This is a genomic window from Campylobacter sp. RM16188 (assembly GCF_012978795.1).
Classification (GTDB): domain Bacteria; phylum Campylobacterota; class Campylobacteria; order Campylobacterales; family Campylobacteraceae; genus Campylobacter_A; species Campylobacter_A canis.
The window spans coordinates 38,976-52,752 of sequence record NZ_LIWQ01000010.1 but is presented as its reverse complement, the minus strand read 5'-3'; the positions used below and the strand labels follow the sequence as shown (position 1 = coordinate 52,752).

18 protein-coding genes are annotated in these 13,777 nt (G+C 38.7%); 3 read left to right on the top strand and 15 right to left on the bottom strand.

The genetic code is table 11. The features are described from left to right. Positions 1–4 precede the first annotated feature (4 nt). The 3 genes from fabD to CDOM16188_RS07210 are packed head-to-tail and all read left to right on the top strand — an operon-like array spanning position 5 to position 2,357. Positions 5–931: an ACP S-malonyltransferase gene (gene fabD, locus CDOM16188_RS07220; RefSeq protein ID WP_172200888.1), complete on the top strand. Its 927-nt coding sequence runs from the start codon at positions 5–7 to the stop codon at positions 929–931. After that, complete coding sequence (locus tag CDOM16188_RS07215) at positions 928–1,611, top strand: 5'-methylthioadenosine/adenosylhomocysteine nucleosidase (RefSeq protein ID WP_172200885.1); 684 nt, start codon at positions 928–930, stop codon at positions 1,609–1,611. Before fabD ends, CDOM16188_RS07215 begins: the two co-directional genes overlap by 4 nt. Then, the gene (locus CDOM16188_RS07210) at positions 1,608–2,357 is read left to right on the top strand and encodes a tRNA 2-thiocytidine biosynthesis TtcA family protein (protein ID WP_172200882.1); all 750 of its coding nucleotides are present in this window, start codon (positions 1,608–1,610) and stop codon (positions 2,355–2,357) included. The genes CDOM16188_RS07215 and CDOM16188_RS07210 overlap by 4 nt, the downstream gene beginning before the upstream one ends. Positions 2,358–2,530: 173 nt before the next feature. On the opposite strand, the gene CDOM16188_RS07205 is transcribed toward CDOM16188_RS07210, so the two are convergent. The 15 genes from CDOM16188_RS07205 to lpxC all read right to left on the bottom strand — a co-directional run bounded on the left by CDOM16188_RS07205 (position 2,531) and on the right by lpxC (position 13,740). Beyond that, on the bottom strand, positions 2,531–2,926 hold the full coding sequence (locus CDOM16188_RS07205; protein WP_172200879.1) for a hypothetical protein: 396 nt from the start codon (positions 2,924–2,926) through the stop codon (positions 2,531–2,533). After that, entirely contained in the window at positions 2,908–3,102 is a 195-nt protein-coding gene (locus CDOM16188_RS07200) for a hypothetical protein (RefSeq protein ID WP_172200876.1), read from the bottom strand. Before CDOM16188_RS07200 ends, CDOM16188_RS07205 begins: the two co-directional genes overlap by 19 nt. Positions 3,103–3,360: 258 nt before the next feature. Further along, positions 3,361–3,975: a recombination protein RecO gene (recO, locus tag CDOM16188_RS07195; RefSeq protein ID WP_172200873.1), complete on the bottom strand. Its 615-nt coding sequence runs from the start codon at positions 3,973–3,975 to the stop codon at positions 3,361–3,363. Between the two features lie 3 nt (positions 3,976–3,978). Then, the gene (locus CDOM16188_RS07190) at positions 3,979–4,905 is read right to left on the bottom strand and encodes a tRNA-dihydrouridine synthase (protein ID WP_172200870.1); all 927 of its coding nucleotides are present in this window, start codon (positions 4,903–4,905) and stop codon (positions 3,979–3,981) included. Next, a complete protein-coding gene (locus CDOM16188_RS07185) occupies positions 4,902–5,903 on the bottom strand; it encodes a LapA family protein (protein ID WP_172200867.1) in 1,002 nt (333 codons plus the stop codon). The genes CDOM16188_RS07190 and CDOM16188_RS07185 overlap by 4 nt, the downstream gene beginning before the upstream one ends. A 9-nt stretch (positions 5,904–5,912) precedes the next feature. Then, a complete protein-coding gene (dksA, locus tag CDOM16188_RS07180) occupies positions 5,913–6,269 on the bottom strand; it encodes an RNA polymerase-binding protein DksA (protein ID WP_172200864.1) in 357 nt (118 codons plus the stop codon). A gap of 9 nt (positions 6,270–6,278) precedes the next feature. Further along, a complete protein-coding gene (locus CDOM16188_RS07175; RefSeq protein WP_172200861.1) occupies positions 6,279–6,734 on the bottom strand; it encodes a 23S rRNA (pseudouridine(1915)-N(3))-methyltransferase RlmH in 456 nt (151 codons plus the stop codon). 3 nt (positions 6,735–6,737) lie between these two features. Then, entirely contained in the window at positions 6,738–7,640 is a 903-nt protein-coding gene (gene accD / locus CDOM16188_RS07170; protein ID WP_172200858.1) for an acetyl-CoA carboxylase, carboxyltransferase subunit beta, read from the bottom strand. A 154-nt stretch (positions 7,641–7,794) separates the two neighbouring features. Beyond that, positions 7,795–8,223 carry a ribosome maturation factor RimP gene (gene rimP / locus CDOM16188_RS07165; RefSeq protein ID WP_172200855.1) on the bottom strand — a complete coding sequence of 143 codons (429 nt, stop codon included), beginning with the start codon at positions 8,221–8,223 and terminating at the stop codon, positions 7,795–7,797. After that, positions 8,210–8,581, bottom strand: coding sequence for a 30S ribosome-binding factor RbfA (gene rbfA, locus CDOM16188_RS07160; protein ID WP_172200852.1), 372 nt, complete (start codon positions 8,579–8,581; stop codon positions 8,210–8,212). Before rbfA ends, rimP begins: the two co-directional genes overlap by 14 nt. Next, on the bottom strand, positions 8,578–11,238 hold the full coding sequence (infB, locus tag CDOM16188_RS07155) for a translation initiation factor IF-2 (protein WP_172200850.1): 2,661 nt from the start codon (positions 11,236–11,238) through the stop codon (positions 8,578–8,580). The genes rbfA and infB overlap by 4 nt, the downstream gene beginning before the upstream one ends. Further along, a complete protein-coding gene (locus CDOM16188_RS07150) occupies positions 11,204–11,488 on the bottom strand; it encodes a DUF448 domain-containing protein (RefSeq protein WP_172200847.1) in 285 nt (94 codons plus the stop codon). Before CDOM16188_RS07150 ends, infB begins: the two co-directional genes overlap by 35 nt. Positions 11,489–11,513: 25 nt before the next feature. After that, positions 11,514–12,395 (bottom strand): homoserine kinase, encoded by an 882-nt coding sequence (gene thrB / locus CDOM16188_RS07145; protein ID WP_172200844.1) that lies wholly within the window; start codon positions 12,393–12,395, stop codon positions 11,514–11,516. A gap of 8 nt (positions 12,396–12,403) precedes the next feature. Further along, the gene (locus CDOM16188_RS07140; RefSeq protein WP_172200841.1) at positions 12,404–12,772 is read right to left on the bottom strand and encodes a glycoprotease; all 369 of its coding nucleotides are present in this window, start codon (positions 12,770–12,772) and stop codon (positions 12,404–12,406) included. A gap of 83 nt (positions 12,773–12,855) precedes the next feature. After that, positions 12,856–13,740 carry a UDP-3-O-acyl-N-acetylglucosamine deacetylase gene (gene lpxC / locus CDOM16188_RS07135; protein ID WP_172200839.1) on the bottom strand — a complete coding sequence of 295 codons (885 nt, stop codon included), beginning with the start codon at positions 13,738–13,740 and terminating at the stop codon, positions 12,856–12,858. Positions 13,741–13,777 lie beyond the last annotated feature (37 nt).

The window sequence follows — 13,777 nt, the reverse complement described above, 5'->3', positions numbered from 1 at the left end:
AGTAGTGAAAGCAGCTTTTATATTCCCGGGACAAGGCTCTCAAGCCACCGGGATGGGCAAAGAAATTTATGAAAATTTTAGCTGTGCAAAAGAGCTTTTGCAAAATGCAAGCGATACGCTTAAGATAGATTTTGCAAATTTGCTTTTTTGTGAAAATGAACTTTTAAGCAAAAGCGAATTTACTCAGCCTGCCATAGTTTTAAACTCGCTTATGTGCTATTTGGCCTTTTCTTCGCGTTTAAATTTACAGTCTAAATTTAGTCTCGGTCACTCGCTTGGAGAATTTAGCGCACTAGCTGTAAATGGTGCTTTTGATTATGTGGATGCGATTAAGCTTGTAAATATTCGCGGCAAACTCATGCAGGAAGCTTGTGCGGGCAAAGACGTTTCAATGACTGTTATTTTAGGATTAAAAGATGAAGTTGTGGAAGAAATTTGCGCTAACGGGCAAAAAGATGGCTTTCAAATTTACGCAGCCAACTACAACTGCGACGGGCAGATCGTCGTGGCAGGGCTTAGAGAGGATTTGGCTAAATTTGAAAACGCATTTAAAGAAGCAGGCGCAAAGCGAGTTATGCCTCTTAATATGTCAGTAGTTAGCCACTGTCCGATTCTAAAAAGCGCTAGCGAGGGATTGGTTTCTTATTTGCAAGCCGCTTTAAAGCCAAATTTTACCAATGTCATTTCAAACGTTACGGCTAAGGCTTACAGTAGTAAAGACGAAGCTCTTGATTTGCTTAAAGATCAGCTGGTTAAACCTGTGCTTTATAAGCAAAGTATCGAAAATTTCAAAGATGAGGTTGAAATTTTCATCGAATTTGGCTCAAGCGTACTAAAAGGTATAAACAAAAAGATAACAGACAAGCCGACATACTCGATTACGGATATGAAAAGCTTAGATGAGATTATAAATATTTTGGAGAGTAAATGATAGCGATTTTAGGGGCTATGCAAGAGGAGATCGCTCCGCTTTTAAAGGTTTTGGGCGATTATAAAGAGGTTAAGCACGCAAACAATACGTTTTATCTGGCAAATTTTAAAGGCAAAGAGCTGGTTATAGCTTATTCAAAGATAGGCAAGGTAAATGCAGCCTTGACCGCTACCGTGATGATTGAGAAATTTGGCGCTACTAAGCTTCTTTTTACGGGAGTTGCCGGCGCGCTGAATGAAAATTTAAAGATAGGCGACATGCTCTATGCCAGCTCACTTGTACAGCATGACCTTGATATCACCGCGTTTGGTCATCCTTACGGCTATGTGCCCGGTACTAGTATCTTTGTAAAAAGTGACGCGAATTTAAACGCTCTTGCAGCCAAAATCGCCAAAGCAAAAGGCATAAATTTGCTCGAAGGTGTTATAGCTACAGGCGATCAGTTTGTTTGCAGCGGCGAGCGTAAAGAGTGGATAAAGACTACTTTTAAAGCCGATGCGACTGAAATGGAAGGCGCTAGCGTGGCTTTGGTTTGCGAAAGCCTTGATGTGCCGTTTTTTATCCTTCGTGCGATCAGCGATGAAGCGGGCGGCGGTGCGGAATTTGACTTTGATGAGTTTTTGCAAAGCTCTGCTGACGTAAGTGCGGATTTTGTGCTGGCTATGGTTGAGGAGTTATGATAGAGCTTAGTAAAAAGCTCCTTCGCATAGTCGGTCAGACAAATGCGAAATACAAGATGTTTGAAGAGGGCGATAAAATTTTACTCGCCCTAAGCGGTGGCAAGGATAGCATGACACTTGCTCATCTGCTTAAGCATTTTTGCTTGGTAAGTCCACTGAATTGGCAGTTTGAAGCCGTTACTGTAACTTACGGGATAGGCGAAAATCTTGAGCCTATAAAAGAGCATTTTAAACTGCATGAAATTCCTTACAAAGTCATTGACACGCAAATTTTTGAATTCGGTAGAGAAAAAATTCGTGAAAATACGACATTTTGCAGCTTTTGCAGTCGTATGCGTAGGGGCTATCTCTATACTTATGCTCTTGAAAACGGCTTTAATAAAATCGCCATTGCGCATCATCTTGATGACGCAGCAGAGAGTTTTTTCATGAATTTTACTTATAACGGCGCACTTAGGACTTTGGCTCCAAGATATAAGGCTGAAAACGGACTTGATATCATTAGACCTCTTATACTTGTGCGCGAGCGTCAAATTCGCGATTGTGCGATTAAAAACGAGCTTCCGATAATGAACGAAGAGGAGAGCTGTCCTGCTAAAGCTTACGGTGGCAAATCGCCTCGCGCAAGAGCCGAAACTAAAGCGATGCTGGCAAATTTAGAGAGTGAAAATCCAAAATTTTTCGTTTCGTTAAAATCGGCGTTTGAAAATATTCATTCGGACACGTTTTTTAAATTTGTTGAGTGAATTTTTATCTTATCTGCAAATTTGATTAGTAAAATTTGCTAAACACCACAGTTAGTAAGTGAAAAGTGTTTATAAATTTATCTTGTATAAACTTTTCTTTGTTGAAATTTGACACTTTTACTCCTTGATGGTTTTAATGTTATTATAAATCGTATCGGTTGGATTTTTAAAGATCATCTTTTATACTCTTCATCTACTATCTTTTTTATCTCATCTGATGTTAATTTTTTATATGGTTTAACAATATATTTGTCCTGCCCATCTTTGAAAACTATCTTTCCATTATCCTTGGAGAATATAATGTCTTCTAGCGCTTGTGCTTTTCTATATTTATTTGCCCATTTGAAAAAAGTTTTTACTTCAAATGTCGAGTCTTTTTTAGAGCAATACTCTTGTTCAATATTTTTAGTAAAATTCTCATATCTTAAATAATATGTTAGATTATCATCTATAGTATATGCAGATAAAATACTAAATATATATTGCTCATGACACCAATCATAAGCTCCTTTTGACTCCTCTTTAGTAGGCTGTCCTGCTACATCGTATTTTAAAAGAAGCTCAAGCATACCCTCATGGTTTGGAATCTCATCAAGCACATATGATATACCGAACGCTTTACATCTGAGCCGTCTTTGATGCCGGGCAAGCCGTTAATAGGATTTTTCCTTAGTTTTGGGACATATCCGCTTTCTAGTATCATTTGGGCTAGTTCGATGTAGTTGCAAGATACGACATAGTTCATAGGATGAATTGCATCTTTTGACTCTATATCTTTTTTGTAGCCATCTTCATAGAATCTTTATATTATCTCCACTAATTATGAGCTTGTCTATAAGTGAATAAAGAGGAGGAATAATATATCTTTGTATAGCATTTATCTCTTCAACCTGTAAGGTGGATTAGGATGTATCTAAAGTTATTCAAATTTATCTCCTTATTAATTTGTCAAATTTTAGCATAAAGGGCGGTTTGCCTACCTGCAATTAACTGTTTGATTTAATTAAAACCCTTGCAAGATGATAGTATATAGTTCGTTAACTTCCTCATCGTTTAGCAGGATAGTTGATTTATCTTTAAAAAGATGAGCTATTTTCTCCGCTTCAAAGCTAAAATTTCCCGCGCAATGCGTATGAGACGGCAAAAACCCGCGAGTTAAAGATAGGCTATCTTCGATCTTTTCATCGCAGATAAAGCAAGCAAGCTCGTCATGAAGTCTTCCCTCATGCTCTAAAATTCGCACATAGCTTTCGATGATTAAACGTTTTGGGTTTTGCTTTAGAAATCTCTGCGCACAAATTTCAGCTTGGTTAAAATATATCTCGTCTATATGCTCGACATCTTTTAAATGCGCGTAAAACAGGCGCATAAACTGTTGCCATATGAGTAGACGTTCGCGCACGACAAGCCAGTTAAAACCAAGATGTAGCACGCTTCTAAGATGCGGGAGAAAATTTGCACTCTCGTTTAGCTCAAAATCTATCTTAAAGCCTTGCATAACGCTAGCGTGACGAGCTCCGTAGAATCGGTAGCACTTTATAAGCAGATCCTTTGTCAGGATATAGACGATAAGGTCTTCTTCTTTGGCTTTTTGCGTGTGGATTATGTAGCCTTGCATAATTTAAATTTTAAAGAAGTCTTCTATCTTGTCGCGCATTGTAAAAGCGTCGCTGATGCGATTTATCTCGTCTCTAAATGCGCTTGCGCCTTCTATGCCTTTTGAGTACTGGTGCAAGTGCTTACGAAATATCGACACTCCGTGAGCGCCGTAGTGAGAGAGCATAGCGTCAAAGTGAGCTAGGATTATCTCGCTCTTTAGCTCGTTAGTTACGCTTTGGCCGCTTTTGATCTCGTGAAATACCCAAGGCTTGCCTATGCAGGCCCTGCCTATCATTATAGCGTCGCAATTTGTTAGCTTAAAAACCTGCTCGGCGTTTTTCTCGCTGATATCTCCGTTTGCGATTAGCGGAATTTTAACCGCACTTTTAGCTCTTGCTATAGCCTCATAATCAACCTTTGCCGTATATCCGCCAGCTCTTGTTCGCCCGTGAAAAGCTATATAATCAGCCCCTGCATCTTCAGCTGCTAAAGCTAAAATTTCAGGAATCTTCTCGTCAAATCCTAGCCTCATTTTAACGCTTAGCATATTTTTGTTTGAAGTTTTTTTTATCGTTTCTACTATCTTTTTGAGATTATCTATATCTTTTAGAAGTGCCGAGCCTGCGCATTGCTTGACTACTTTTGGAACAGGACAGCCGCAGTTTAGGTCTATGCCGTCTATTCCTTCAAATTTATTTATGATCTCGACAGCTTTTTTGATGATCTCACTATCGCTTCCTGCGATTTGAACGACATACGGAGTTTCTTCAGGAGATTTTTTAAGCATTTCAAGCGTCTTGTCCGAGCTTTCATAGACAAGTGCGTTTGCGCTTATCATCTCGCTAACAGTTACATCGCATCCAAAACGCTTGACCACGCTCCTTAAAGGCAGATCGGAAAAACCTGCTAAAGGAGCTAAAAAGATAGGCTTTAAGCTAAAGTCTATCATCTAAAGAGCAAATTTTCAGGCACTAGCTTGCCGTTTTCTCTAAGATACATCAAAATTTTGATGTTTTGATATTCGCTTGCGTCGGAATTTTCGGTGATTTCGCGGACTTTATCAAGCATTTGAAACTCAAATAGCAGATACAAATACGCCTCTTCGGCATCGGCATGAGATGATTTTAACTTCTCAAATATGTTTATAAGAGCGTCAGGAGTTATCTTGCCTATTAGAATTTTTGCAGAGTTGTTATACTGAGCTTTTGAAATTTTAAAGTTATCAAGAAGCTCGTAAATTTCATCATTACTTATAACAATCTCATCTTTTACGAAGCGCTCAAGTAGAGTCATGGTCTCTTCTGCGCTCTTTGCGAAATTAAATTTCTTGATGTCTGCAAAACTGCCGGTTGCAATAAGCTTTTCATTAGCTTTTTTAGAAATTTCATCGTTTATCTCTTTGTAGTCTTTAAGCACATCAAGGAAATAGGTTGAATTTTTTTCTATTTTATTTAGCTCGTTTTGTATAAAGAGCGAATTTGTGCTTTGCAGTCTAAATTTCTTAAGATCGACAACTTCTCCATTTAGTATATTTTTTACTGTTTTTGCAACGCTTTCAAGCTCGTCGTCGCTAATAGCTTCGTCTTTGTGTTTGCCCCAAGGAGATAAAATTTTAGTAATTTGCGAAGGAGCTTTGTAAAGCTCTGTTTTAAAATCTTTATTTGTATCAAGCCCCAGCAAAACCTCTCTGGCAAGCTCTTTGTAAAGAGTTTCATCGCGTTTTATGGAGCGTTTAAACATATAAATTTCAAAGCCGTGATATGCGATATGCGCTATACAAAGAATCGCAAAAAACGCCACCGGCAGTACTACCCAAAGCGCAAGCGGCATAGTAAATGAGTAGCCAAGAAGCCCGAAAGTATGATCGGAAGAGTCGATTGAATACACCAAAATACCAAGTAAGACTATATATATCACGCTATATACTATAAAACGTCTTGTTTTCATGATGATTCCTTATTTTTTAGATGTTTTTTCCACTATCTCTCTGCAAACTATGCAGTATCTAGCGTGAGGTTTTACTTTAAGGCGAGCCAGACCTATATCTTCTTCGCACATCTCGCAAACACCGTAGGTTTTATTAAAAATTTTACTAAGCGCGAGATCTATCTCGATAAGCTCTTGTCTTTGTTGAGCGTTTATTGATTGCTCTATGAGTTGATCGGCATTTACCGAAGCGATATCGAATTCATCGCTTACGCCGCTTCCTCTAAGCCCTGCGATCTCGTTGCTTGCATCGATTATATTTTTATTTATCTGTATCTTTCTCTCTTCTAAGAGTGCTTTAAAAAACTCTAAATCGTTTTTGCGCATCTACTTCCTTTACTTGTGATATGGGTGATTTGCATTTATGCAAAGCGCTCTGAAAATTTGCTCAAAGAGCATAAGTTTAGCTATCTTGTGAGCCATTGTCATAGAGCTTAGACTAATTACTTTGTCGGCTTTTTGCTTAAAATTTGAGCTTAATCCGTAAGCTCCACCGATAAAAAGTGAAATTTGAGAGTTGTTGGCAAAAATTCTGGCAAATTCCTCGCTTTTCATCTGCTCTCCTCTTTCGTCAAGTGCGATACAAAAGCCCTTTAAATTTGGCTCATATGCTTCATCGTAAGCTTTTAACGACTCTTCTTTGCTTTTGCTTTGAGCTTTTGCAATTTTGTCGTTAAATATGACGGTATCGGTAATTTTGGCAAATTTAGACGACATCTTGATATACTCTTTTATCTCGCTTTCAAAGCTATCTTGCTTGGATTTTTGTATGGAAAATACCGAAATTTCCAAGCCTTATTCCTCCACCTCGTCCTCTTGCATTATCTGGGCATCTTGTGCTTGTTTTTGCTCGGGCTTGATATCCGTAAGCAGCCTAATCATATCGCCGATAAACTGCTTATGCTCCCTTCTTTCAACTATCGCATCAATTAGACCATGCTCTAGTAAAAACTCAGATCTTTGAAATCCTTCAGGTAGATCAGAACCGATGGTTTGCTTTATAACTCTTTGACCCGCAAAGCCGATAAGTGCGCCAGGTTCAGCTATGATGATGTCGCCAAGCCACGCAAAGCTGGCGCTAACTCCACCCATGGTAGGATCGGTAAGGATTGAAATGTAAGGGATTTTGGCTTCATCAAGCAGCTTTAACGCCGCTGAGGTTTTTGACATCTGCATTAAAGAAAATGTGCTTTCTTGCATTCTTGCGCCGCCTGAAGCGGAGATAATTATGAGCGGTTGCCTTTTATCCAGTGAGCGCTTGATGGCTCTTACTATCTTTTCGCCTTCAACCGAGCCGAGACTGCCACCCATAAAGCTAAAGTCAAAGACTACTAGTTGAGCGTCCATGCCGTCTATTTTGGCTTCACCGCATATCACGGCGCTACTTCTGCCCGTTTTTTCTTCGCTTTCGCTTATGCGTTTTTTGTATGATTTCTTATCTACAAATTTAAGAGGATCGACAGGCCTTAGTTCTGTGTCAAATTCTACAAAACTGCCTGCATCGCAGAGCATCTCTATCCTTCTTTCAGGCTTTAGGCGCATATGATAGCCGCATTTTGGGCATACGTTAAAGCACGCTTCAACTTCTTTGTAATACATAAGCGAGTGGCAGCTATCGCATTTGATCCAGTGTGCAGGAGCTTCGCTCGGAGCTGATTGTTTTTTTCTGGTTTTGGAGAAAATATCTAAAAAGCTCATTTTTACCTACTTTATATATGAAAATTATGCGATTATATCCAAATTTAACATTGTGTTTGCTTATGTTTAAGTGTTTTAGGGTTGTTTTTATGTAAATTTAGAATGTTTGTAAAGTTGAAAGTGTAAATTTAAATTTGAGTGGTAAATTTTAAATTTACCACTCAAAATATGTTTTGGCTTTTTTTATGTCTGAAATTTTGATTTTGAACTTTTGATCTTCGCATTCAAGCTCTATATCTTCGCTATTTGCGGATAATAATTTACCTTTTAGCTTTTTATTTTCGCCGTCTATCGTGGCTGAAATTTTGACTAGTTCCCCAACGCTTGCGATGAAGTGGCTTGGTTTTTCAAGTTTTCTTTCAAGTCCGGGACTGCTAATTTCAAGGTTATAATCCCCGCTTATCGGAGGCTCTACGTCAAATATCGGAGATAGTAATCTAGAGACTTTTTCACAATCATCTAAGCTTACTCCGCCTTGTTTTGTGATGTAAATTCTATAAATGGTTCTGCCGTTTTCGTTTGCAACTTCAGTATCGTAAAGTTCTACACCGCACTCTTTTATTAATTTTTCAAGATTTTGCATTTTTGTTTAAATCCTTTGAAATTTTATCAAAAAGACTATCTATATGATTTTGATACTCCAGCCTATCGTCAAATTTGAAATGAAAATTCGGGCATCGATACCAGCCTTCAGCCGCCATACAGTGATTTTGCAGATATCTTGAAACTCTTTTTAGATGTTCTAAAACGTAAGCCTGCTCGTGCTCGTCAAAAGCCATCTTGTCAAGATATACAAATGCGTCGTATCTGCCCTTTTTGCACTCTACGTCCGTTACGCATAAACCACGCAAAATACTATCTTCAAGAGTGGCAAGAGCTTCAGGGATTAGCTCTTTAAGTACGCTTTGAGTTCTTAGTCGTTTTATCTCGGTCGGATTCATAGAGTGGCTTGTTCCTCTACTTCTTTAAAGCTTTCGATATAGTCGTTTTCTCTTATGTCGTTATAGCCTTCGATGCCAACACCGCATTCATAGCCTTTGGCTACCTCTTTAACATCGTCTTTAAAGCGTTTTAGCGAGCTTACTGTGCCTTCATGAACGACTACGCCGTTTCTGATAAGTCTGATTTTAGCACCTCTGTTGATAGTGCCTTCGGTTACTAAGCAGCCTGCGATAGCACCGATTTTAGGTACATTGATAACTTGGCGAACCTGAGCCTGACCGAGCTGTTCTTCTCGAACGATCGGCGACATAAGACCTCCAAGAAGTGTTTTTATATCATCGAGTAGATTGTAAATTACGTTGTATGTTTTTATCTCGACTTTGCTCTCTTTGGCTTTGTCTTTTATCTCACCCGTTGGACGGATGTTAAATCCTAAAATCACGCAGTTTTCGCTTGCTTGAGCTAAGGCCACGTCACTTTGAGTGATACCGCCTACGCCCGAGTGTATGATATTTACTTTTATCTCGTCATTTCTAAGCTTTTCAAGGCTTGCTTTAATAGCCTCAAGGGAGCCTTGAACGTCGGCTTTTACGATAACGGGAAGTGTTTTTAACTCTCCTTCGGCTATCTTTTCGCTAAGCTCTTCGATAGTAACTTTCGTTGATTTTGAAAGCTCTTTTTGGCGTAAGTATTCAGCTTTTTTCTGAGCGTATTCTCGCGCCTCTTTATCTGTTTTTACGCTTATTAAAGTTTCACCGGCTTCCGGAATTTCGCTAAGTCCTATTATTACGCCACATTCTCCCGGTTTTATATCTTTTAAATTTCTGCCTTTGTCATCAAGCAAGCTTCTTATCTTTCCGTAAGCCACTCCCGCTACAACGGTATCTCCAACTTTTAACGTGCCGTTTTCAACGATGACGGTTGCGACAGAACCGCGACCCTTTTGTTGAGAGCTTTCTACGATAGTTGCTTTTGCATTTGCTTTTGCATTAGCCTTAAGCTCCAAAATTTCCGCTTGCAAAAGTACGATTTCAAGCAGATCTTCAACACCCATACCCGTTTTAGCCGATATCGGCACAAATTCATACGTTCCGCCCCAGTCGGTTGGTAGTATATCAAGATTTGCAAGCTCGGTTTTTACCATATCAGGATTTGCGGTTTCTTTATCCATTTTATTTATGGCTATTATGATAGGAACGCCTGCTGCTTTTGCGTGACTTACGGCCTCTTTAGTCTGAGGTTTTACACCGTCATCTGCTGCAACCACGATGATAACTATATCTGTTATCTTCGCTCCTCTTGCCCGCATAGCCGTAAATGCTTCGTGTCCCGGAGTGTCTATAAATGTGATATTTTTGCCGTTTTTATTTACCATATAAGCGCCGACGTGTTGAGTTATGCCGCCAGCTTCACCCGATGCGACTCGTGAATTTCTAATGTAATCAAGAAGCGAAGTTTTACCGTGATCAACGTGTCCCATAATCGTTATAACCGGTGCTCTTTCAGTCAAATTTGTATCATCGACTTGCTCTTCGTATGCTTTTACGTAGTCAAATTCTTCCTGAGTATCTACGATGTTTACTTCAATTCCAAATTCATCGGCTAGAATTTCGATCGCATCCTCGTCCAAAAAGTCGTTTTTGGTAGTCATCATGCCTAGCATAAACAGCTTGCCGATGATCTCGCTTGGCTGTTTGTTTATCTTCTCTGCAAATTCATATACGCGGATCTCTTTTGGTATATTTACGGAGTCGATTATTTCTTTATTTGAGTTATCGCGCGAGGACTTTTTGTGTTTCTTTCTTGGTCGTCTGCCGATACCTTGCTCTAAAAATGAACCGATTGAGTTGTTTAACGCAGGCTTAAAGGTATTGGTTTGTTTAGTCTTTTGGGTAGGTTGAGGTGCCGGAGTTCTTACCGAAAAATCAGGCAATACCACTACATCTTCATCCTCTAAAACTATATCGCCAAGATCTCTGTCGCCGAGCAAATCAACTTTTTGAGCGCCGTCTTTTTTGGTTGCGGTTGCAGGCTTTTTCTCTTTTTTCTTCTTTTTTATGCTCTCGCCGTCACTAAAAGCAAACATACTTTCTAAATTTCTAACAGGTTCGCTAGGCTCTTTTACCTCTCTTGCGGGTTTTGATACAGGAGCTTCATCTCTTTTTTTCTTAACTATCATAAGTCCGCGTCTTTTTTGTAGGCTTACGTCAGCTAAGCTCTCTTTAGGTTGAGGAGCTGTTATAGGATCTTGTTTTGCAGCCTCCTTCTCTTTTGCCGGCTCTTCAATCTCTTCTTTTGCTACTACAGGCTCCGGTTTTTTAGGTTTTTGGCTCTTTGGGGTTTCTATTTTTTTATCTTCACTCTTGTTTTCTTTTGGCTTTTCTTCTTTTTTAGTATCTTTTTTTGTTTCTTTACTCTCTTTTGGCGCTTTTGATGCTGATTTTTTAGGCTCTGCTTTTTTCTTTTCGGGCTTTTGCTGAAAGCTTTCAGGAATTTCTCCCGTTTGAACAAAAGTATATAGCGCTTCAGCCTCTTCAGGCGTAACTCCACTTGAGTGAGTTTTGACTTTTAGTCCTAGTTCGATAGCTTTTTCCAGTACCTCTTTGCTGCTGTAGCCAAGTTCATTCGCTATCTCTGAAATCCGAATATTCGCCATTTAAGAGTATCTCCTTTAAATTTTGCTCATTTTGCAGAGTAGCGATAAAATTCCCCGCCACTCTACCGAGCGATTTTTTTAAAATTTTCTCATCTTTTATCAAACAATCTTCACATATATAAAAGCTTCTACCGTTTCCTTTGCCATGAAAAAGTGAAGAGTCGATTATGCGGTATCTGCGTAAATTTGCTTGGTTAAAGCGAGTTTTGCATACCGCACACATCCTGATAGGAATATAATTTTGAGTCATTATTATATCTTTTGTTTGCTTTTTTTTAGCTTTTTATTATAAATCCATCATTGTCAAAGGATAAAATTTCAACTCTGAAGCTTTTGAATTTATCTTTTAACTTCTCTTTCAAATTTGATGCGTCATTTTTATAAGATATGTTTAGCATGGTTGAACCGCTTCCTGAAAGAGTGCTCATCAAAGCTCCGTTTTCATAGGCTGTTTTTCTTACGTCAAATAGCTCGGGAAGCGACTTCATCCTGATATCTTCATGCATCATATCTTTTGCCGCAACTTTTAAGAGCTCATATCTCTCTTCAAAAAAGCAAGCCGTCAAAAACGAAGCGTGAGCGAGATTATTTACGCATTCGCTCATAAGATAACTCTTAGGTAGCTTTGTGCGCGATTCTTTAGTGCTCATCGGTTTATCAGGGATCACTACAACGGCTTTTATATCATCTTTGATGAATTTCTTGATATGTGTTACTTGATTTTTACTCACTACCGAGCTTACAAATCCGCCAAGCGTTGCAGGAGCTATATTATCGGGATGATTTTCATAGATCAGCGCTTTATTTAAAATTATGTTTTTATCGACTTTAAATTCAGCTGTCGCATAAGCTGCTGCAATTGCTGAAGTTATAACCGCAGAAGAGCTGCCAAGACCTCTTGAAAAAGGAATTTGGTTTTTAAAGATTATGCGAAAAGTATCTTTTTTGCCTGTAAGTTCTGAGTAAATTTCGTTAAAAACGGATAAGAATAGGTTATTTTTTTTTAATTTTATATTATCTTCACCCTCTCCAAAAATCGCTATAGAAGAGAATTTTGCTCTCGTTACTTCAACCTCGTTATATAAGCTTAGCGCAAGCCCTAACGCGTCAAAACCGGGCCCTAAATTTGCACTTGTTGCAGGAACTTTTATGACCAAATTATCTCCTAAACCGCTTGAATTACGTAGTTTGGTAGAGTATCTAAATTTAGATTTAAAACATCTAAATTTAACGGCAATTCAAATTCTTTAGGTTCTGCTTTTTGAAGTAAAATTTCATCTCCTGTTTTTACGAAGCTTAAGGCTTTGTTTGCTTTTATTGCTCCGTTTCCATTTAATTCAAATCCGCTTATAGCGTAAAATTCGCACTCTTTAACCATGCTAAAAGTTTTTAAGACTATATAAGAGACTTTTGTCCCCATGAAACTTCCCGGTCCATTTGCGTAAATAATCTTTGAAATTTGTAATTTTTGCTCATTGGTAAGTTCATTAAGAATTTCGATAAGCGATTCGTCGGATTTTTTATCGCTTATCATTTTTTGTATGAATTTGCCGTCATTATCATAAATTCCGACGATAATCGGGGAGGATAGCGCAACTACGAGAATTTGGATATGTTTTATGCAAATACCTTTTGATACTCAAGTGCCAAATCGCCTTTAAGAGTAACAATCTCATAGTTTTTAACATCGCTTAAAATGGCTACGGTTAATTCGTGATTTAGCTCATGGCTTCCGGCAAATGAAGTATAATCAGCCATCAAAGGCGCGCCTATAAGGCTTAAATCGCCGATCGCATCAAGAATTTTGTGGCGCACGAATTCGTTTTCAAATCTAAGTCCTTCAGGATTTAGTATGCGAGTATCGTCGATTACTACGGCATTATCTAAGCTTCCGCCTAGGGCAAGGTTGTTTGCTCGAAGCATCTGGACATCTTTTAAAAATCCAAAAGTCCTCGCTCTTGCAATCTCTTCTATAAAAGAACTTTTGCTAAATTCAAAAACATATCTTTGTTCGCCTATGATTGGGTGATCAAATTTGATAGTAAAGTCAAATTTAGGGTTTTTTGACGGAGTTACTTTGGCAAATTTTTCGCCTTTTGTTACTTGAACCTCTTTTTTGATGATTATGGCGCGCTTGTGATCTTCAAGCTTTTGAATCCCAGCTTCATCAAGCATCATGCAGTAGCTGATCGCGCTTCCGTCCATTACTGGCACTTCGTTGGCGTCAAGAACTATGCGGATGTTGTCTATACCATACCCGCTAATAGCGCTTAGCAGGTGCTCGATTGTAGAGATGTAACCCTCTTTGCCGCCTATGACCGTTGCCATTTGAGTATTGATCACGTTTTTCGGTTCTGCTTTGTAGCTAACGCCAAGATCTTTTCTGTAAAAAACTATACCCGTATTTGCGCTTGTTGGCTCTAGCGTTATTTTTATCGGCTCACCTTTATGAAGCCCGATACCGACGCTTTCAACAGCTCTTTTTATCGTTGTTTGTTGCAAAATTTTCCCTTAAAATTCATAAATTTTTTCTAATTAT